Origin of the sequence: Clostridium taeniosporum, assembly GCF_001735765.2 — a bacterium.
Classification (GTDB): domain Bacteria; phylum Bacillota; class Clostridia; order Clostridiales; family Clostridiaceae; genus Clostridium; species Clostridium taeniosporum.
In genome coordinates this window covers 105,519-128,080 of record NZ_CP017253.2, presented here as the reverse complement: position 1 = coordinate 128,080, position 22,562 = coordinate 105,519, and the positions used below count along the sequence as shown (strand labels likewise).

Sequence of the window (22,562 nt, the reverse complement as noted above, 5' to 3'; positions counted from 1 at the left end):
TTTTGCATATAAAAACTAATTGCTTTTATTAGAATAACATCCTAAATTAACTGAAAAATCAATTCTTTTTCTTCAAAATCTTTTACTGGCATAGGTTTTGCGTACAAATACCCTTGTGCATTATTGCAACCTAATCCACTTAAGAATTCAGCTTGTTCATTTGTTTCTACTCCTTCACATATAACATTTAAATCTAATTCTTTTACCATTCTAACAATATTGGATATTACTATTTTTCCTTTTTTAGAGCTATCCTTACTATTTAAAAATTCTCTATCAAGTTTAATTGTATCAATAGGTAAATCCTTTAATATATTAAGCGAAGAAAGACCAGTTCCAAAATCATCTAATGATATACTAAATCCAATTGCCTTTAATCTAAGAAGTGCTTCTAATATATTATCATAATGATTAAATATAGCACTTTCTGTAATTTCAATTTCTATTAAGCTTGGATCTATATCATATTTATTAAATATTGAATTTATATTTCTTATAAAATGTTCCACATTCTTTAAATTAATTCTTGATATGTTAACAGATATAGGAATCAATTTAATATTATTTTTTTTCCATTGATCTATTTTTGAACATACTTCTTCAAAAATAAACATATCCAAATTAACTATAAATCCATTTTTCTCAAATAAAGGTATGAATTCTATTGGATTTATTAAACCTCTTTTAGGATTATTCCATCTTACAAGAGCCTCTGCACCAATGCATCTTTTCAAATTTATATCATATTTGGGTTGTAAATATAATTGAAACTCTCTATTTTTTAATGCACTATACATAACATCCTCTATTTGTTTTTGTTGTATTAATTTACTTTGTAATTGTATATCATAAAATCCTATAAATTCATTGCAATTACTTTTTGACGTTTCCCTTGCAAAAGCTACATTATCAATCATTTTATTTATATCTTCTTCAGTTCTATCAACAACATATACTCCATATGAAAGAGAAAAATTAGGTATTTCTTTAATACCTCTATCAAAAAATCTCATATATCTATCCAATTCATTAATTTTGTTTATAATTTCATTTTCACCATTATGCTTTAATAGCAATATAAACAAATCATCTCTTACTCTACAAAATATTTCTTCATGGGATAGTTTACTATTTAAAATATCAGATATATGTTTTAATAATAAATTTCCAGTTTTATATCCCCATATATCATTTATTATTTTAAATCTAACTATATCAAATTCTACTAATGCATATGATGAACCCCTATTTACTTGTAAGAGTTCTTTTAAATCCATCTTAAATTTAGTTAAAGTTTTTCCGCCAGTAATATCATCAATAAATGCTATATCTTTAATTAATTTTTCTTTCTTATTTCTATACAAATTTATATAAATTAAAAGTGCTAAAAATATTAATATAATAAAACTAGCTAATATGGTCATTAAAAACGTTATGCGATATTGTTTTTCATGTATATTTGATGCGTCTATTAAAGATAAAACATAGTATTCATGAAAATCATTTAATTTAGAATATGATAAAATATATTTATTTTTATTTAATGTAATAAATATAGAATCATCCTTTTCATTAGTTAAATCATCTTTTAATATCTCAAAGTCATTTAAATCATTATATGAAAATATATTATTATCTTCTAATATATTAAGTAATTGACCTGATCCTATTAATATATGACCATTTTTATCTAATATATATGTTTCAACTTGTTGATAAAATTTAGAATTAGATATAAATGCTTTTTCTATATCTTTAAATGATAATGTTCCATATAATGCACCCTGAATTTTGTTGTTACAAAATAGTGATGTAATATATATAAATACTTTTTCACCTGTTTTTAAATCAGTATCTACTCTTAATATATCTTCATTAGTTTTCTTCCATTCTTTAAAATAATTTTTGTTATTAATATTACTAATTGAACCATTAATACAACTTAAAGTTCCATCATTACTTACTATTCCAGTTGTTAAAAAATCTTTTTTTTCTTCCAACTTTAAAAAATTCATAATATCGTCTTTCTTGAAATCGTTTAATTTATTGAGAATACCTGATATTTGTTTCATATATTGTATGTTATCTTTTAAATTATAATTTATAAACATAGAGTTATTTTCTGATGCTTTTACCATAACAGATTTATTGCCTTTAGTTATTACTTGATTAACTTCTATTATGCTTACAGAAAATCCAATTAATATTAAAATTATAATAACAAAAATAGGTATAATATAAGTAAAAATCCTGTTTTTAAATTTGTTATTCATACATACCTCCTAACTCTTAATATAATTACTCTAAAGGCCTGATAACAAATACTTGATTAATTTGTAATTTATTGTATATGAATATATTACCATATTTTGTTATGAACTTGAATTAAAATAAAAAAAGACTTTCTTAAATTTTTATTTTGTTTAAGAAAGTCTTTTTTAATATATTAAATTTTTAAGAATTAAATTTTACATAATTTAATCTTCCACCTGCTCTTATAACATCTATCTCTTTTGATGTTAATTTAACTAATGCTTCTATTTCAATATTTTTGGTCGAATTTTTAATTTTTAATAATCCATTATCCAAACTACCTTTTATATCTTCTATAATTAAATCATCAATTAAATCTAACTTTTCATAATCTAAAGGATCTTTAAACTCAATTGGTACTATTCCATTATTTATTAAATTTGCTTTATGTATTCTAGCAAATGATTTTGCAATAACTGCCTTTACACCTAAGTATAAAGGAGCTAGTGCTGCATGTTCTCTACTTGAACCTTGACCATAATTTTCTCCTGCTACTATAAATCCTCCATTAAATTCTTTAGCTCTCTTAGGAAATTCTGTATCTATTGTATTAAAACAGAATCCTGAAAGATATGGTATGTTAGATCTAAATGGTAATAATTTTGAATTAGAAGGCATTATATGATCTGTTGTAATATTATCCTCTACTTTAATTAATACCTTACCATCTATATTATTTTCAAGCTGCTTATTTATTGGGAATGGTTTTATATTAGGACCTCTAACCACTTCAACTTCTTCATTAGCTTTAGCAGGTGCTAAAATCATTGAATCATCTATGATAAACTTCTCAGGCATATCTACTTTTATATCTACAGCCATTTCTCTTGGATCAGTTAAATAACCTTTTATAGCTGAAACTGCTGCTGTTTCTGGACTTACAATATATATTTGTCCTGATAATGTTCCACTCCTACCGTAAAAATTTCTGTTTACAGTTCTTAAAGATATTCCATTTGTTCCTGGTGCTTGCCCCATTCCAATGCATGGACCACAAGAATTTTCAAGTATTCTTGCTCCCGAACTAATTATATCTGCTAATGCACCATTTCTTGCAATCATCTCCATAACTTGTCTTGAACCTGGTCCAATAACTAAACTTACATCTTTATTAACTTTATTTCCTTTTAATATTTTAGAAACTTTCATCAAATCTTCATAAGAAGAATTAGTACAACTTCCTATAAATACTTGATCAACTTTTATTTTTCCAGCTTCTTCAACACTTACAACATTATCTGGACTATGAGGTTTGGCAGTTAATGGTTTTAAATCACTTAAATCTATAACTATTTCTTCATCATATACTGCATCTTTATCAGCTTTTAATTCTATCCAATCTTCTTCTCTACCTTGAGCCTTAAAAAATTCTAAAGTTCTCTCATCACTAGGGAATATTGATGTTGTAGCACCAAGTTCAGCACCCATATTAGTTATTGTGCCTCTTTCTGGAACTGATAGACTCTTAATACCTTCTCCACAATATTCAAATACTTTTCCAACTCCACCTTTTACAGTACATATTCTAAGTACTTCTAAAATTACGTCTTTTGCTGCTACCATTTTATTAAGTTTTCCTTTAAGTTCAACTTTAACAACCTTAGGTGTGTTTATATTGTATGCTCCGCCACCCATTGCAAGAGCTACATCTAAACCACCCGCTCCCATTGCAAGCATTCCAACACCACCAGCTGTTGGTGTATGACTATCTGAACCTATAAGAGTGTCTCCTGGAGTAGCAAATCTTTCTAAAAATATTTGATGGCATATTCCATTACCAGGTTTTGAAAAATACACTCCATACTTAGAAGCTACTGTTTGAATAAATTTATGGTCATCTGCATTTTCAAATCCTTGTTGAAGCATATTATGATCAATAAATGCTACAGACTTCTTAGTTTTTACTCTATCTATTCCCATTGCTTCCAATTGAAGATATGCCATTGTTCCAGTTGAATCTTGCGTTAATGTTTTATCAATTTTAATTGAAATTGGTTCACCTGTATTTAAAATTCCTTCAACAATATGCTTCTTTAAAATCTTATAAACTAAATTATCTCCCACGTTTCTTCCCCCTATTATTGCTTATAATTTAATTATTTTTACTTATTTAATCTTTTATAATCTTTATATAATTGAACAACTTCTTTATCAAAAAGTCTTCTCTTTAATCTAACAGATGTTGATCTAACTAATTCTAATATTCTTGATGCTTCCTCTTTAGTAAGTTCTATTCCATACTCGCTAAATTTATTTTCAACTGATGCACGACCTGAATGTTTTCCAATAACAATTTGCCTCTCAAGACCTACAATTGAAGGATCAAAAGCTTCATAGTTTGTTGGATCTTTCAATGCACCATCAGCATGAATTCCAGATTCATGTGCAAACATATTACTTCCAACTATTGCTTTCCATTTTGGTAGTTCTCTTCCTGATGCTCTTGATACATATTCAGAAAGATCTTTGAACATTGTTGTATTAATATCACCCTTATAACCATATACAATCATCAATGCCATAAGCACTTCTTCTAATGCTGCATTACCTGCTCTTTCTCCAAGTCCATTAACAGTTACTCCAACATGTGTTGCTCCACCTTGAATTCCTGCTATAGCATTTGCAGTAGCCATACCAAAATCATTATGTGTATGCATTTCTATATTAAATTTAGTTGTATCATAAAGCTCTTTAATTCTTTTTTGGATATTAAAAGGACCCATAATACCTACTGTATCACAATATCTAAATCTATCTGCTCCAGCTTGCTTTGCTGCTTGAATAAATTGAATTAAAAACTCTTGATCAGCTCTCGATGCATCCTCCCCATTGACAGATACATAAAGTCCATTCTTTTTAGCAAATTCAACCGATTTAACCATATTTTCTAATACCCATTGTCTTGATGTTTTAAGTTTATGTTGAATGTGTATATCTGATACTGAAATAGATATTGCTACTGCATCAACACCACAATCTATTGATTGCTCTATATCACCTATAACAGCCCTATTCCATGCCATTATGCTTGATTTTAAATTTCGTTTAACAATTTCTTTTATTGCATTCTTTTCATCTCCGCCCATAGTAGGTATGCCAACTTCTAATTGATCTATACCAAGTTCACTTAGCATTTCTGCAATTGCTATCTTTTCGGCATTAGCAAAAACTACTCCTGCTGTTTGTTCCCCATCTCTAAGAGTAGTATCAACTATATTAATTTCTTTATCAGTATTTATACTTTTAACTGACATTTTAACTCCCCCTTAATATTTTTTTATTGCTATTGCTGTTATTATTAAGTTTTATTTATTTATAATTATACACCATAGATGCCTATAATGAAATAACAATTTTCTTATTTTTGCATTAAAATATTGGTATTCTTTCAATATTTATTCGTATATAAAGTATTTTGTGCGAAAAAGCCCTGTTTATTGCAGGTTTTTTTTAGATTTATTCATTTTTATGAATTGATATAATATTATAACTTTTTTGTAATTATAACCATATATAAGTATGTATTTTAAAAAATTTTATAAAAAATAACATAACATAAAAAAATCGATGATTAACAGTCATCGATTTTTTATACTATACCCCTTCTAAACATAATATATATGAATAACTTTAGTTAAAAGTGATACTTTTTTAGACATTAAAAAATGAGGATACTATAAAGTACCCTCATCTAAATTTATGTTTTTAGATTTAATAATGTTTCTTATGACTTTCTAAATGAGATATTCTATCTGTTCTTTCTTGATATTTTCCTGGCCCAAATCTCTCATCTAAACTTAAATATCCTGTTACTCTACTTACCCCTTGTATATCATTACTTCCACAAGTTGAACATTTACTTTCATTACTGTGTAAATAAGTTCCACAATTTTTGCAATATCTTATATGGAAATTTACCCCCATATAACTTATATTAGTATGCTTATATGCATAATTTATTATATCCATAACAACTTCTTCATTTGGAAAATCATCTACTTCTATATATGTTATATGTCCTCCATTACAAAGTTTATGATAAGGAGCTTCTATATCAATTTTATCTTTTATTGATATAGCATATCCTACTGGTACATGATAACTGTTAGTATAATACTCTTTGTCTGTAACTCCTTGTACACTTCCAAATGTTTTTTGATCTTGTTTTATAAATTTACCTGATAATCCTTCAGCTGGTGTTGCATAACAACTCCAATTCAAACTATATTCTTCTGTTAATCTATCACAATAAGATCTTATATGTCCTATTATCTTTAATCCTAATTCTTTAGCTTCTTCTGTTTCACCATGATGTTTACCAGTCAATGCAATTAAAGCTTCTGCAAGACCTATAAATCCTATGCCCCAAGTTCCTTGTTTTAATATTGGTTCTATAGAATCTTCTGGATCTAAATTTTCTGAACCCACCATCAAATTTTGACCAGCTATAAATGGTAAATCTTTAACTTTTAAGTTCTTTAATACCCCATATCTATGCAATAAAGAATCCTTAGCTAAAGATAGTCTTGCATCTAAAATATTAAAGAATTTTTTTATATCGCCTTTAGCTTGTAACCCTATTCTAGGCAAATTAATAGTAGTTGGTGCTATATTTCCTCTACCTTTACACCCTGGTTCTCCATTTACATTTTTCATAAGATAAGTTCTACATCCCATAGTTGCAGGAACATATCCTTTATCATAATATTCTTTATTAAAATCTGCATCAATATTCATAAAAGTAGGATTCATTCTTTTAGCTGCTACTCTACATGCTAATTTATATAAATAGTAATATGGATCGTTCTCTTCTCTATTAACGCCATCTTTTACTCTAAATATTATGTTTGGAAAAATTGGTTGCTCTCCCTTACCTAATCCCTTTTCATATTCTAAAAGAAATACTTCACAAATTAGTGCTGCATCTTTATTATTAGGTATTCCTATATTTACTGAACTAAAAGGTACTTGTGAGCCTGCTCTTGAATGCATTGTATTTAGATTATACATAACTCCTTGCATAGCTTGATGAACTCTTTTTCTTAAAGTTTTCTCTACTAATTTATCTATTTTTTCTTTTGATATTTCTAATTCTTCTAGTTCTTTTTTTATTTCTTCTCTTGTTGGGGCAACAAAAACTCCTAAATCATTATCAAAATCAGGATGAGATTGTCCTCCAAACATATCATTTTGAGTAGATTGTAATAATATACATGATAATTCCGCTGCTGTTTCTATTCTTTTAGGTACATTTATTGTCCCATATCCAGTATTAAATCCATTTAATAAAATTTCCTTAGTCGGTATATGAAGACAATTAGTAGTTAAGTTATAACTATCTAAATCATGATAATAAAGATCACCTGTTTCATGTGCTTTTGATAATTGTTTAGGCATATTAGCTAAATTATGCCACTTATTAGATTCAGAAGCTATTCTTAATAGTTTAGAACTGAAATTATTTCCTACATTAGCATTATCTCTATCTGTTTCAACACCTATTTTTTCTATTGCTTTCATTAAATCTGATTTTATATCTCTTACTCTTGTTCTTTCTCTTCTATATGATGAATATGCAAAAGCTATGTCTTTATCCTCTTCATTTAAAGCCTTTTCAACCAAGTTTTGTATTTCTTCTACTGTAATCTTTTGTTTTTTTGTATCTTCAATATAAGTAATTACCTTTTGTACAGTTTCTAAAACTTGACTTTCTTTTAAAGTTACCCCTATTTCTAGCGCAGCACCTTTAATGGCTTGAGCAATCTTCTCACCATTGAACTCAACCGTTCTCCCATCTCTTTTTACAACATATAGCATTTTGCTTCCCTCCATGACACAATATATAGTACATTAATAATACTGTACTATTATACTTGATTAAATATTCCTTAGCAATACCATTAATGTTTAGTTTTATTGGTGAATTTTTTTAATTACTAGTGAATACGTCTTTTTATCTCTATCTTTAGTTAAATTTTAAGCCTGTTTTCAATTTGACTTATAATTTAACTTATTGTAATTAATATTATCTAATAATTTATCGCTATTGCTAATATTATCACTATTGATATAGTTATCAATAGTGATATAATTAAATAATAGACTATATTACTAGGAGGAATTTTATTGGATAAAATTGCATTACTAACAGACAGTGCATCAGATATATGTACTGAAGACTTAAATAAATATAACATAAACTTATTACCTTTTAAAATTATTTTCTCTGACAAAGAATATGATGATAAATTAGAAATAACGTCTGATGTTCTTTATGAATTATTGCCTAGAGAAATTCCTAAGACATCATTACCGAGCATTGAAAGACTTAACAATATTCTTAATAGATTAGCTGATGAAGGATATACTCATGCTATTATAGTTACAATATCTAATGAATTTTCAGGAACTTATAATTCAATGAGATTAGCTTGCGAAGATTTTGATAGACTAAAAACTCATGTATTTAATTCAAAAAGCTTGAGTATGGCTGAAGGTGTAGTAGTATTAGAGGCTGCAAAACTTATTGAAGAAGGAAAGTCATTTGAAGAAATAGTGCGTTTACTTCCAGACTTAAGATCTAAAATAGATATATTCTTTACTATTGATACTTTAGAATATTTAAGAAAAGGTGGAAGAATAGGACGTGTTGCTGGTACTATAGGAGATGTTCTTAATTTAAAACCTGTTATAACAATAGATGAAAATGGTTCTTTCCGTACTTATTGTAAAGCTCGTGGTAAAAAACAATCTACATCAAAGTTATTAAAAATAGCTAAATCTTATACTGAGAATAATAAATGTAAGTTCTGGGTTATGGATGGTAATGCACTTGATGATGCACAAACATTATGTGAAAATATTAAAAATTTAAATAATGTAGTTGATTGTAAGTTAGGATATAGCATCGGTCCTGCACTTGGTGTTCATACTGGTCCTGGTCTTTTTGGATTTATTGTTGAAAAGGTAGATTAGGTATGTCTGATTTTAATTTTTCTGATATAAATGATATAAAAAATGAAGAAAAAAGATTATATGAAGAATATAAAAATAAACTTTCTGAATTAAAGAAAGTAAAAAAAGAAAAAGAAGCTGTAGGTCAGGTTTTTACTAAAGGACTTTTACCTATATATGTTTTATATATATTATCTTTAAATCCAACAAATGGAAATGAAATCTCAAACCAAATAGGTATAAGAACCAATGGTAAATGGATTCCTAGCACTGGAGGAATATATCCTATATTAAAAAAATTAGAAAAAGATGATCTTATTGTAGGTGTATGGGATAATCCTAATAAAAAGTTTCAAAAAATATATCATTTAACACAAAAAGGAAAAATAGAATATGAAAATAAGAAAAAACTTTTAAAACCTAAAATTGAACAATCATTAGAGGTTTTTAAAATTATATATAATGATCTTTATTAAAATTAAAGTATTGTTTTAGGCATATGAAAATAAATAACAAGTGAAAGATGTGAAGGATATTTTGTGAAATATAATGACTTGAGTTCTGCTAATAGTTGTTCTATTAGTAAATTACAAGGAATAAGTAGTTCACAAAATAAACCAGCATACTGACTAGTTATCTATTTGAATATGCCTTAAAATAATTTATATTTTAAAACAAAATATTTCTATATTTAATAATCTTCAAATAATAAGATTTATAAATTTAACACCAAAATAATTTCTTTATAATATTAATGCATATTTATTTAAGTAATACTAAAAATATTATTAAAGGATGGTGTTAATTTATGAAAGACTTTATTATTGATTCAACTTATAAAGAAGATATTGTAATAGATAAGAATAATATTAATTCAATAATGCCATATAATAATATTACAAGTAATTCTTATAATGGCTCTAAAGTTAATTTAAATGATATTTCATCAAATTATGCTACTCATCATAATAAAGATAGCAAATTTAACCCTTATAACATAGTTGACTACCTATAATTATACAGGTAAAATATATATTATAGTGCTAGGGGAGCCTTTGGCTGAGATTTGATTATTTCATAAACCCTCGGAACCTGATCCAGTTAATTCTGGCGTAGGAAAGTATAACCTTTCAATATGTATAATTATACTAAAATGAATAATAATCATTAGTATAATTTATTATTCATTTGAATAATAAAAATTTATATTTATCGGTTTACAATCTCCTAAGCACAATTAAGGAGGTTTTTTTTATGAGTATTTTTAATGATTGGGCAGAACAAATTTCAAATTTATATAATCATTTGCCCCAAAATGTACAAACTGTTATATCAGACCCATTATCAATTATCACACTGCTAGGATGTATTGTTATACTAGTAGTATTAGTAAAAGCAAAAAAAATTAAATTTACACCTCAATTAATTGCTAGAATAGGTATTGCATTAGCTTTAGCAACAATACTAAAAATTTTTAGAATCTATCATTTTCCTCAAGGAGGAAGTATAACTTTTGGTAGTATGGTACCTATTTTACTAATTGCATTCATGTATGGTCCTCAAGTTGGTTTTCTAACAGGATTTCTGTATGGAATGATAACTTTATTTATGGATCCATATATCTTACATCCAATTCAAGTATTATTTGATTATCCATTGCCATTTTTATGTTTAGGTATAGCTGGATTTTTGCCAAATAAAAAATATTTAGGTGTAATACTAGCAGTTTTGGGTAGGTTTATATGTCACTTTATTTCTGGAGTTGCTTTCTTTGGATCTTTTGCCCCTGAAGGAATGTCACCAGCATTATATTCACTGTCGGTAAATGGTCCTATTATCGGAATAGAAGGAATAATATGCTTGGTTATAATAGCTGCATTACCTATAGCAAGAATCATTTCAGTTGTATCAAATAGAAAAGTAACAACTTAAATATTAAAAAATGTGGTGTGAAAATAAACTTTCAACACCACACTTTTCTTATTCTACTGAAATTGCATTAACTGGACAGCTTGTTTCTGCTTCTTTTGCTGAATCTTGAGCCCCACTTGGTACTTCATCAATTATAACTCCAGCCTTTTCATCATCTTGCATATCAAAACATTCTGGACAAATTGATGGACACAATCCACATCCTATACAAGTATCTTTATCTACATTTGCTTTCAAAAAACTCACCCTTCCATTATGAGATTACTTTTATAGTATTCCCTAAGAAGGATGAGTTATGTATACTACTAATATAAAGCTTCAAATATTAATGAATATAAATCATTATCTATTACATAATCCTCTGCTTTTCCACTTTCTAATGCCGCTGTTAATTCTACATTAATAGGTAATTCCCCAATTAAAGGTAATCCTAAATATTCTGCATGTTCATCAGAAGATTTAGTACTAAATACTCTTATCTTTTTATCACAGTCTGGACATTTAATATATGCCATATTTTCAACTACACCTCTAATTTTTATACCTATCTTTTTAGCCATTATAACTAATTTTTTAACAATCATAGATACCATATCTTGTGGAGTTGAAACTATTATCACTTCAGTAATAGGGAATTCTTGCATTACTGTAAGAGCTATATCACCTGTACCCGGTGGCATATCTATAAGTAGATAATCTAATTCTCCCCAATTAGTTTCCATAAACATTTGCTTTAGAACTCCTGTAATTACTGGACCTCTCCATATAACTGGCTCTTCTTCAACTGCAGTTAAAAGGTTCATCGATATAACCTTTATTCCTGAGTTAGTAGTTACAGGTTCAAATTTTACTCCTTCATTTTCTAAAGGAATTATTTTTCCTCTTTTTTCATTTATACCAAAAAATCTAGGCATAGATGGTCCTGTTATATCTGCATCCAAAACTCCTACTTTATATCCTTTTTTAGCTAAAGTAGTTGCCATTATTCCTGTAACAGTAGATTTTCCTACTCCACCTTTACCACTAATAACACCTATTACATTTTTAATTTTTCCATATGTAGGGATCATTTTAGGTATACAATTTTCACATCCTTGCCCCTTTGATCCACATGAATCTTTACTTGCACAATTGTCACAGCTTCCCATTTTAACTTCCTCCTCTTACCATTCATTAGGTACTTTGTTTACTTCTCCCATATCAATATCCCAATTTCTAAAATTATATTCTGCTAATATATAATAAGTATTAAATACTTTATTTTTCTTATTATCAACAGTAACCATAGTTTTAAAAATAGTACTATTATATCCTCTATTTTTAACTTTAATTATTGTATCAAATTCATTAGAATTATTCTTTATAACTTGTGCATTAGGAATGATTTTTGTAATATCTTTTTCAAACTCTTGTAAATCAGTTGAAAGTATATACTTTAAGCAATCAATATCACCACTTATATCTATTCCTACTTTGTTAGAATTTCCTATATTAGATTTTTCAGCTTCTAATACTGATAAAATTGTTTGATAATACACATATTGAAAATTTCTAGGTTTTCTTATAAATGATAAGTTTTGTATTATTATATCATCTAAACGATTGGAAATTGAAAAATATTCTTCATCACTAAAGAAATTACCTTTTTCTCTTTCATCCGCACCAACTATATAACTATACTTTTTAACTTCATCTCCCATGCAAATTTCAAAATAATAATCTGGATCCATTGAACTTTTCTCAGATACTTTTTTACCATCTGACAATAATTTATACATATCATTTATTGCATTAGGTTCAGTAATTATAAATCTAAACCCAGTATCTCTAGCACTTTGAATTATAATTTTATCTACTTTATTCTGTTTTATATATTCAAAATTATTATTTTTCATTCCTAATTTAATTGCCAATTTATCATAAGAACTACACCCAACTAAAATAGAGGTAATAGAAATTAAAGTCAAAATCAATATAAAAATTTTTTTCTTAAACAACTTATTTATTCGCTCCCTTAAAAAATTTATGAAAATTAAATATAATTAATCCAAGAATCAATGTAAATATAGCTATAAATTGAGATGTAGATAATAAACCAACATTTCCCCTTGGATCATTTCTAAAAAACTCTACCATAAACCTTCCTATACTATATATTATAAAATACATAGCTACAACTTTACCTGATTTCTTTCCTTTTTTAGAGTAATATAAAAGAAAAAATCCTAGTAAAAAATCAAATATAGATGAATAAATTTGAGTTGGATGTAAATGAACACCTGATGGTGCAAGTGAATTTATTGGAAATTCCACTCCTATTGGAAGATTAGTTTGTTTGCCATAACAACATCCTGCTAAAAAACAACCTATGCGTCCAAATCCTTGAGCAATGGCTAAACATGGTGCAACTAAATCCAAAACATCGAAAACTTTCCATTTCTTTCTTTTACAATATAAATATATTGTAACGGCTCCTAATATTAAAGCTCCATATACTACAAATCCATATCCAAAATTCAACAATATACTTGGATCACTTAATATGCTATTAAATTCAGTTATAATAAAAAGTAATTTTCCACCTATTACTCCACCAACTACAGTTAAAATAATTAAATTTAATAAAGAATCTTCATCATACCCCTTTTCTTTTCCTTTTTTTAAAAACAAAGAGGATGCTACAAGTATACCTATAGCAATCATTAAACCATAACTTTTTATTTCTAGACCAAACGCCTTAAATAAAATTATTTTCATGCGTATCTCCTTAAAATATTTAAGTATCATAGATGAATTATCAATTCCTCTATGATACTTAAATTATAATACTTATACATATTAATATCAAATCTTATTAACTTTGTATGTTTATCTTAGATATTATTGTATTAAAAACGGTTTTTACATTTTCTTTATAATCATCCTCTTTTATATTAAATAAAACTTTTATAATTTTACCATCGTCACTATTTATATAATAACAATTATTTTCAAATGTATAACCTTTTTTTACTTTAGTTTTATATTGAGATAATACTCCTGATATATTTTCTAATTTAAAAGGAATTATTTCCTCATTTTTATATGATAAAGGTAAATTTTTTAAATCACTTTCTGCAAAGTTACCTAAATCGGACTTGGTGTTTATAACTTCTAAGTACCCTGAAATTTTATTATTTTTATCTTTAAAATCTGCCTTATAACTAACATATTGTCCTTTGTTTTGTTTTTCAGATATACTCCATTCACTTGGTAATGAAAATTTATATCCTTCTTCATTAAAACCATAATCCTTAAATTCGTTTATCCCATTTTCTACAAGAGCAACTTCCGTAAATGATTCCTTAAAAAATGACTGTGTTATTCCTAATACCACCATTAATGAAAGTAAAATAGATAATATTAATATCTGTTTTTTATTCATATAACCTCTTCTACTTCATAGGAACTACTACTGTAGAATTTTGGAAATCATAAAACATAAGCCAATATCCAGAACTTCTAGTATTATCATGTGTCCATGTAACATATCCTGTTTTACCCTCATATGGTTGTTGTGAAAGATCTTTACTTCCTGGTATTGCATAAACAATATGAGTCAATTCTCCCGCTGAATTACACTTATATCCTAATAGGAAATATTTATTTTTGCTTATATAAGGATAATAATTTAGCATTGGATAATATACTAATGTATATTTATTGTAATCTGATATATTAAATAGATCATCAATTCTATTTATAGGTATCTTATACCATTTACAATATTTTATTCCATCTAGTCCTTCTTTGAACTCCTCAAATCCTTGTGCAATTTTTTCAAAATATTCACCAATTTTTCCTTTTATACCAAAACTATTTGATGAATCCATCTTTAATTTTTCAATATCTTTCTCATATTGTTCAAAATCATCTCCATCAATTGTTGTATTTTCTTCTAATCTCTTGTAATTTACTGTCTTTGTACAATATGACTCATCTTTTAATTCATCAATAATCTTTTTACACTTTTCAGTTTGAGTAGAATATCCTTTTTCTTTTTTATATTTTTCCTTTTCCTTTTCTACTTCACACTTTTCTTCGCATTTATCTTCATATTTGTATTCACATTTATCTTTATATTTGTCTTTACATTTATCTTCGCATTTATCTTCGCATTTGTCTTTGCATTTATCTTCGCATTTGTCTTTGCATTTATCTTCGCATTTGTCTTTGCATTTGTCTTCACATTTGTCTTTGCATTTCTCTTCACATTTATCTTCGCATTTGTCTTCACATTTCTTTTCACATTTATCTTCGCATTTGTCTTTATATTTCTTTTCCTTACTACGAATGTCTTCTTTATCACTATCTAAGTCTATATCTATGTTTAGTTTATCAGATTTACTAGAAGCATTTTTAATCTCAGTATTATTATCTTTTATCTTAGTTTCATCAACTTCTACTTTTTTATTTTGCATATTTTCTAGTTTAATATCTGTCCTATTTAAAGTCTCATTAACATTAACTTTTTCTGAGATATTATCTTCTTTTATTATTTTAAGTTTCTTCCAATTTTCCTTTGGTTCTTCTCCATTTATAAAACCATACATGATAAAGATAATTTCTCCGGAATTTGCTTTACAAATAGCAGCGCCATTTATTTTATCATAAGATATGCCTAAACCAGCTATGTTATTTATATAGTATTCTTTACTTGTATCTCCCTTTCCAACATCATTTATTTTTAGAGACCCTAAATTAATTAATTGTTTCATGTCCTTTTTACAACAGATAAGTACTACAGAATAATTTTCTTCTTGCTTAAGATTTTGAGCGTAAAAAGATATTTTACACTTATCTCCTTTTGCTTCTACTTTGGCATATCCAGACAAAGCTTTTTCGGTAGATCCTGAGTTGATTTTTTCATCTTGCTGTAAAATTATAAAATTTCTATATAACTTATTATGTGCCACTACCATAATCCCTCCACATATATTTATTCAATAAAGTATATGCTTTTATTGATAGATTATGATAATTACTATAATGTTAAAATAATTTTAATTATTTTTCTTCACATCATATATACTATCTGATAATGCTGCAAATTCTTCAATTGTTAATGTTTCTGCTCTTCTTTTTGGATCTATATTGCAATGGTCAAAAGCCTTTTGTAAATTTTCTTTTGAAATTCCTGTTAATTTTGCTGAATTCCATAAAGTTTTTCTTCTCATATTAAAACCCGCTCTCACTATATCAAATAAAAGTTTTTCATCTTTTACTTTAACTCTAGGTGCACTTAATCTATCTAGTCTTATAACTATAGAATCAACCTTAGGTCTTGGCATAAAACTTTCTGGTGATACCTTTCTTATAATTGTAGTATCACAATAATATTGAACTAAAACAGATAGTGCTCCATATTCCTTACAATTAGGCTTAGCATTTATTCTTTCAGCTACTTCTTTTTGAATCATTATAGTTAAAGATTGAAATTTATAATTTCCCTTTAATAATTTAATTATTATAGGTGTTGTAACATAATAAGGAAGATTTGCTACTAATTTAACATGATCCTCGTCTTTCATGATTTCATTGAAATTTACTTTCAATGCATCATTATGTATTAATTGAAATTTATCATACTCTCCTAATTCTTGTTGTAAAATAGGAATTAAATCATTATCTAACTCTATACAAGTAACTTTCTTAGCTTTTTGTAATAATTTAGCTGTTAAAGTACCTACCCCCGGACCTATTTCTATTATAAAATCTTTTTCATTAACATCCGCGCCTTCTACTATATCACTAAGCACAGACTCATCTAGTAAAAAATTTTGTCCTAAACTTTTTGAAAATTTAAAATTATATTTTTGAACTAAATCTTTTGTTTTTATATCCATTAAATCCATCTATTTTTTACCTACTTCCAATTCTTTTTCTATTTTCTCCATAGCATTTGTAAATTCTTCTTTAGTTATTCCATAATTATTTAATCTAGAAACCATTTGAGCAGAATTACAATACCCTATTCCTAAAATTTTACCTAATATACTTCTTCTTATTTTAGAAGTTGAATGTCCTGTTAATTTAAAATAAAACATGTCTTGCATAGTAAAAAAGCTTCTTTTCTCTTCAACAGTTATTTTAGCACTTTTAAGAGCGTTTAATATTACTTCAGGGCAAGCATTTTCTACTCCTATATCCCCATCTTTTAATCCATCTTCTTTAGCTATATATGCATGTTTTATTCCTGGAACTCTCTTTGAAATAATTCTTCTTATTTTTTCTCCAGCAAAATCTGGATCAGTAAGAACTATTACACCTTTTCTTTTTTGAGCTTCCTTTATTCTGTCTATAACCTTAGCATTTATTCCAAACCCACCTACAGCTATTATTTCAGCATCTAATGCTTTTTTAACAGCATCAACGTCATCTCTTCCTTCAACTACAATTACTTCTTTAATCACTATTTTACTTCCTTTCCTTTTCCATATGATTAGTATTTCTAATACTAATAGTATATCAAAGTTAATATTATTTACATAAAAAAAATCGCCAATGTAACTATGGAATCGTGAATTTTTTTACACATCTGCCTTTTCAAATGTATACAAAAAAAATCCAGCAGATTAATGATACATATTTTAACGGATAAAAAAAAGAGATAACCTACATGTTATCTCCTAAAAATCGACTACCATTGTCCCGGATAAGCTACTATGAATAAATTGACAGGTCTTCTTCCCCATCTTGTACATTCACTTGATGAATTTAAGTATAAATCAATTTTATTCCCTTTTATTGCACCACCAGTATCGGCTGCAATAGCATATCCATATCCTTCAACATAAACCTTACTTCCCAACGGAATAACTGATGGATCAACAGCAATTGTACTTAATCCATTAGAATTTCTAACAGGTCTTCTACCTGTAGCGGTAGTACTGTGTCCACTATATGCAGTTGCTAAAACAGATAACTTTCTCTTATATGTTATATTACCTGCTCCTCTACTTGCATATACATTTCCTGTACCTTTAACAATAATTTTATTTACAGGTTCTGCAATAACTTTAGTACTTTTTATTTCTCTAGAAACTTCTTCACCGTCTTTATAAGTAACTTTATAAGTTATTTGTTTTTCTCCATTAGTTCCTTCATTCTTAACTTGTTGAGCGCTACTATCAAGACTAGAATCTTTTTGTATTACTGTATCAAATTCTATATCTTTATTCTCTACAATATCTTTAGTCTCTACATTTACAATCTTAACATTTAAATCTTGTCCTATTTTTGTGTCTAAAGAAGGTGATACTTCATCTATTCCTTCTTCAAATTCTACACCCTGCTCTTTTAATGTACCTGATTCTTTTTGTAGCATCTCTCCAATAGTATCTTCTGCTGTTTCTAGTGTTACAGTCTTATCTTTAAGTGTGATATTTACTGGAATAGCTTTCTTTATTGTAATTAGCTCTTTTTCAGATACCTTAGAATCCAATGATGGTTCTACTTTATCCCTATCTGTTACCTCTATTCCATTATCTTGTAACACATCTTTTACAGTCCATTTATACGTGACAAAACTTTCTTCTTTTCCGTCTATACTTATAGTAAGTGTTTTTCTTGCACTCATTATCGTCGCTGTAATAACAATTGCCACTGCAATCGTTGTTATTATAATTTTTGCCTTCGGACTGCTGTTAGAAAAACTTTTCTTAAAATAATCTTTTAATTTTTCTACCATTGATTTCCCTCCTTTGGCAAGAGCGTATACTGAATTATATCTTAAACATTAATGCTTGTCAAATTTGATAATCTCTTGCACTTATAAACCCTTATAATAATGCACTTTGTGCATAAAATTTTAAAATAATTAAAAATAATAATTATAATAGCGATTAATGGCTTATTTTTTCCTATCAATGTTATTAAATTAAAAAATCATCTCTAGTAAAATGACTATTTAATAAAATATAAAATTAGAACCTTTTGTTAAAATATTCCAATTAATATTTTACCCTATTTTTACTTTTTAATCAAGTTATAAAAGTTCTCATTAAGCTTTATATTTAATTCATATGGATCAATTTCTCTAATATCAGCTAATCTTTTTATTATATATTCTATATAATCTGATTTATTTCTTTTTCCTCTATTAGGCTCAGGTGCCATATAAGGGCAATCAGTTTCTACTAACATTCTATCTAATGGTATTTCTTTTGCAACTGAAACAACTTTCTTTGCATTTTTAAATGTTACAACCCCTGTGAATCCTATATAATATCCAAGCTCAATGCACTCCTTTGCAAATTCAACACTTCCTGAAAAGCAATGTACAACGCCTGTCACATCAGGAAACTCTTTTATTATTTCTAAAGTATCTTGATGCGCATCTCTATCATGAATTATTACTGGTAAATTAAGCTCTTTTGCTAATTGCATTTGTTTTCTAAAAATTTCTCTTTGAATCTCTTTTGAAGGATTTTCATCCCAATAATAATCTAAACCTATTTCTCCTATAGCTACTATTTTTTCATTAGATTTTACATAATCTTTAATCTCATCTAATGTATTTTCCTTAAATTCATTAGCATTTTCAGGATGTATTCCTAATGCTCCATATATAAAATCATAATTTTTAGTTAACTCATAAGTGGTATTCAAACTTTCATAAGACGCTGCACAATTTAAAACTCCAATTACACCACTTTTTTGAATTTCATCTAATACTTCTTTACGATCAATTTCAAAAGATTCATCATCATAATGAGCATGACTATCTATTATTTTAAATATTTTTTCCATAACAGCATATCCTTTCAAACATTAAATATATGTGATTTATTAAATTTAGACTTTGATTATCTAATGTTAAATTTTAAATTAATTTTAAATTGTCACAAATTTGACATATTCAAATAGTATATTTAAATTGTAAAGTAGTTAAAGCATTATTATTTACCCCTTTTAACCATTATATATTAGTGGTTATAGAACACCTCACCCCCTAAATGAGGTGTTCTTTTTTTAATTTTATTTATCTAACAATGCTTCCACTTAAAATTTCACCTGGATCTACAACTTTTAATTCACTATCATCATCAGTTGCTGCACATAAAATCATACCTTGTGATAATTCACCTCTAAGTTTTACAGGTTTTAAATTTGCCACTAAAACTACATTTTTCCCTACTAATTCTTCAGGTTTATAGTATTTTGCAATTCCTGACACCACTTGTCTTTCTTCGCTACCTAAATCAACTTTTAATTTCAAAAGTTTTTTAGCTCCTTTTATCGGTTCACAAGCTAAAACTTTAACTACTCTTAAATCAATTTTTTCAAAATCATCTATTGTTATTTCTTCTTTTATAGGAATAATTTCTCTTTTAGCAGGTGCTTGTGCTGCTTTTAAAGCTTCTAATTCTTCAAGCTTCTTTTCCACATCTATTCTAGGGAATAAATTTTCTCCCTTAACAACTTTAGTTCCTACTTTTGTTCCATTAAATGCTTTTAAAGATTCCCATGATATTTCATCAGTATTTATTTGCTTATTAATCTTCTTAGCTGTATCTGGTAAAAATGATGAAATCATTACTGATGCAAATCTTAAACTTTCAATTAGATTATAAAGTACAGTTCCTAATCTAGCCTTCTTGCTTTCATCTTTAGCTAAAATCCACGGAGTTGTTTCATCTATATACTTATTAGCTCTACCTATTAGTTCAAATACATGTTCTAGTGCTAACGGAATATTTAATTCATCAATAGCTTCTTCAACTTTCTTTGGAGTAGATAATGCTAAGTTTATTAATTCTTCGTCAAATTCACCACTTTCAGCTTGTGATGGAATTTCTCCTCCAAAGTATTTTTCAATCATTGCGACACTTCTTGATAAAAGGTTACCTAAATCGTTACAAAGATCTGAATTTATCTTTTTTATGAATATTTCATTGTTAAATAGACCATCTGCACCAAATGGAATTTCTCTTAATAAGTAATATCTTACTGGATCTACTCCAAATTCGTTAACTAATACAACTGGATCTACAACATTACCTTTAGATTTTGACATTTTTCCACCATCAACAAGTAACCATCCATGCCCAAATACTTGCTTTGGAAGTGGTAAATCTAATGCCATTAACATTATTGGCCAATATATTGTATGGAATCTTAATATATCTTTTCCTATTAAATGTACATCTGCCGGCCAAAATTTATCATATAGTTCTTTATTGTCTTGACTATATCCAAGTGCAGTAATATAGTTTGATAAAGCATCTATCCATACATAAACAACATGTTTTTCATCAAATGTTACTGGAACTCCCCAATCAAAGCTAGTTCTTGAAACACATAAATCTTGAAGACCTGGTCTTAAGAAGTTATTTAACATTTCATTCTTTCTTGATTCTGGTTGAATAAAGTTTGGATTTTCTTCTATATACTTAATTAATCTATCAGCATATTTGCTCATTTTAAAGAAATAAGCTTCTTCTTTTGATTTTTCAACTGGTCTTCCACAATCAGGGCAATTTCCATCTACTAATTGAGTATCTGTCCAAAATGATTCACATGGAGTACAATACCATCCTTCGTAAGAACTCTTATATATATCTCCTTGGTTATATAATTTTTTAAATATATCTTGAACTGATTTTACATGATAATCATCTGTAGTTCTTATAAATTTATCATAACTTACATTCATCATCTTCCAAAGATCTTTAATACCAGCTACGATTTCATCTACATGTTCTATTGGAGTAATCCCTTTTTCTTCTGCTATTCTTTGAATCTTTTGACCATGTTCATCTGTACCTGTTAAGAACATCACATCATAACCTGTTAATCTTTTAAATCTTGCTAATGCATCAGCAGCTACTGTAGTATAAGTATTTCCTATATGTAACTTTGTTGATGGGTAATAAATAGGTGTAGTTATATAATATGGCTTTTTACATTCTTTACACATTTTTTGTATTCCTCCTTATTTTAAACAATACTATAAATATTATTTTTTATTCTTTAGGTTTTATTTCTTAATCTTTAAGAAATAATATAATCTAAGTTATTCACAGATTTAAAAAAATATAATTTTCTAAAGAATAAAAAATCTCTATATAGGTATATTAAACCTATATAGAGACGTATATACGTGTTACCACTCTACTTCTTATTTATCTCACAATAAACAACTCATTAGGTGACCATCATCACCTTGCATTATAACGGATGCTGCCGTAATTCCTTAACAAATATTGCTCGGGAAATATGCTCCAAGTCCATCTTCATGAAAATTTCTTCTACTAACTTTCACCAAACATTAGCTCTCTTTAAGAATTCCTTTTCACTACTCTTCTCTTCATAGCATTTAT

At 27.2% G+C, this 22,562-nt stretch carries 19 protein-coding genes, 1 riboswitch and 1 other annotated feature; of the genes, 4 read left to right on the top strand and 15 right to left on the bottom strand.

The window, feature by feature from the left end; translation table 11 throughout:
• Nucleotides 1-41: 41 nt before the first annotated feature.
• From BGI42_RS00535 to BGI42_RS00520, 4 genes are all read right to left on the bottom strand, one after another.
• Nucleotides 42-2,273, bottom strand: a complete 2,232-nt coding sequence (locus BGI42_RS00535; protein ID WP_069678479.1) for a bifunctional diguanylate cyclase/phosphodiesterase — start codon at nt 2,271-2,273, stop codon at nt 42-44.
• A gap of 181 nt (nt 2,274-2,454) precedes the next feature.
• A complete protein-coding gene (locus tag BGI42_RS00530; RefSeq protein ID WP_069678478.1) occupies nt 2,455-4,377 on the bottom strand; it encodes an aconitate hydratase in 1,923 nt (640 codons plus the stop codon).
• A gap of 38 nt (nt 4,378-4,415) precedes the next feature.
• Nucleotides 4,416-5,567, bottom strand: coding sequence for a homocitrate synthase (nifV, locus tag BGI42_RS00525; RefSeq protein ID WP_069678477.1), 1,152 nt, complete (start codon nt 5,565-5,567; stop codon nt 4,416-4,418).
• Between the two features lie 457 nt (nt 5,568-6,024).
• Nucleotides 6,025-8,130, bottom strand: a complete 2,106-nt coding sequence (locus BGI42_RS00520) for an anaerobic ribonucleoside triphosphate reductase (RefSeq protein WP_069678476.1) — start codon at nt 8,128-8,130, stop codon at nt 6,025-6,027.
• A 309-nt stretch (nt 8,131-8,439) separates the two neighbouring features.
• Between BGI42_RS00520 and BGI42_RS00515 the strand changes: the two genes are divergently transcribed.
• The 4 genes from BGI42_RS00515 to thiT all read left to right on the top strand — a co-directional run bounded on the left by BGI42_RS00515 (nt 8,440) and on the right by thiT (nt 11,199).
• Nucleotides 8,440-9,288 (top strand): DegV family protein, encoded by an 849-nt coding sequence (locus tag BGI42_RS00515; RefSeq protein WP_069678475.1) that lies wholly within the window; start codon nt 8,440-8,442, stop codon nt 9,286-9,288.
• A 2-nt stretch (nt 9,289-9,290) separates the two neighbouring features.
• The gene (locus tag BGI42_RS00510) at nt 9,291-9,743 is read left to right on the top strand and encodes a PadR family transcriptional regulator (RefSeq protein WP_069678474.1); all 453 of its coding nucleotides are present in this window, start codon (nt 9,291-9,293) and stop codon (nt 9,741-9,743) included.
• Between the two features lie 332 nt (nt 9,744-10,075).
• A complete protein-coding gene (locus tag BGI42_RS00505; RefSeq protein ID WP_069678473.1) occupies nt 10,076-10,282 on the top strand; it encodes a hypothetical protein in 207 nt (68 codons plus the stop codon).
• 20 nt (nt 10,283-10,302) lie between these two features.
• A riboswitch (TPP riboswitch) is annotated at nt 10,303-10,403 on the top strand.
• A 118-nt stretch (nt 10,404-10,521) separates the two neighbouring features.
• On the top strand, nt 10,522-11,199 hold the full coding sequence (thiT, locus tag BGI42_RS00500; protein ID WP_069678472.1) for an energy-coupled thiamine transporter ThiT: 678 nt from the start codon (nt 10,522-10,524) through the stop codon (nt 11,197-11,199).
• 48 nt (nt 11,200-11,247) lie between these two features.
• Here the strand turns inward: thiT and BGI42_RS00495 are convergent, their stop codons facing one another.
• From BGI42_RS00495 to metG, 11 genes are all read right to left on the bottom strand, one after another.
• Nucleotides 11,248-11,436, bottom strand: coding sequence for a ferredoxin (locus tag BGI42_RS00495; protein ID WP_069678471.1), 189 nt, complete (start codon nt 11,434-11,436; stop codon nt 11,248-11,250).
• A gap of 68 nt (nt 11,437-11,504) precedes the next feature.
• Nucleotides 11,505-12,347 (bottom strand): Mrp/NBP35 family ATP-binding protein, encoded by an 843-nt coding sequence (locus BGI42_RS00490; protein WP_069678470.1) that lies wholly within the window; start codon nt 12,345-12,347, stop codon nt 11,505-11,507.
• 15 nt (nt 12,348-12,362) lie between these two features.
• On the bottom strand, nt 12,363-13,196 hold the full coding sequence (locus tag BGI42_RS00485; RefSeq protein WP_069678469.1) for a YhfM domain-containing protein: 834 nt from the start codon (nt 13,194-13,196) through the stop codon (nt 12,363-12,365).
• A 1-nt stretch (nt 13,197) separates the two neighbouring features.
• Complete coding sequence (locus BGI42_RS00480; protein WP_069678468.1) at nt 13,198-13,956, bottom strand: prolipoprotein diacylglyceryl transferase; 759 nt, start codon at nt 13,954-13,956, stop codon at nt 13,198-13,200.
• Nucleotides 13,957-14,053: 97 nt separating this feature from the next.
• Entirely contained in the window at nt 14,054-14,623 is a 570-nt protein-coding gene (locus BGI42_RS00475; RefSeq protein WP_069678467.1) for a PsbP-related protein, read from the bottom strand.
• Nucleotides 14,624-14,633: 10 nt separating this feature from the next.
• Nucleotides 14,634-16,160, bottom strand: coding sequence for a DUF7922 domain-containing protein (locus BGI42_RS00470; RefSeq protein ID WP_069678466.1), 1,527 nt, complete (start codon nt 16,158-16,160; stop codon nt 14,634-14,636).
• Between the two features lie 81 nt (nt 16,161-16,241).
• The gene (rsmA, locus tag BGI42_RS00465) at nt 16,242-17,093 is read right to left on the bottom strand and encodes a 16S rRNA (adenine(1518)-N(6)/adenine(1519)-N(6))-dimethyltransferase RsmA (RefSeq protein WP_069678465.1); all 852 of its coding nucleotides are present in this window, start codon (nt 17,091-17,093) and stop codon (nt 16,242-16,244) included.
• A complete protein-coding gene (gene rnmV, locus BGI42_RS00460) occupies nt 17,094-17,651 on the bottom strand; it encodes a ribonuclease M5 (protein WP_069678464.1) in 558 nt (185 codons plus the stop codon). It lies immediately after the preceding gene.
• 227 nt (nt 17,652-17,878) lie between these two features.
• Nucleotides 17,879-18,928 (bottom strand): 3D domain-containing protein, encoded by a 1,050-nt coding sequence (locus BGI42_RS00455; RefSeq protein ID WP_069678463.1) that lies wholly within the window; start codon nt 18,926-18,928, stop codon nt 17,879-17,881.
• Between the two features lie 281 nt (nt 18,929-19,209).
• A complete protein-coding gene (locus tag BGI42_RS00450) occupies nt 19,210-19,989 on the bottom strand; it encodes a TatD family hydrolase (protein WP_069678462.1) in 780 nt (259 codons plus the stop codon).
• A gap of 232 nt (nt 19,990-20,221) precedes the next feature.
• Nucleotides 20,222-22,159, bottom strand: coding sequence for a methionine--tRNA ligase (gene metG, locus BGI42_RS00445; protein WP_069678461.1), 1,938 nt, complete (start codon nt 22,157-22,159; stop codon nt 20,222-20,224).
• Nucleotides 22,160-22,325: 166 nt separating this feature from the next.
• Nucleotides 22,326-22,562: a binding site (T-box leader), on the bottom strand.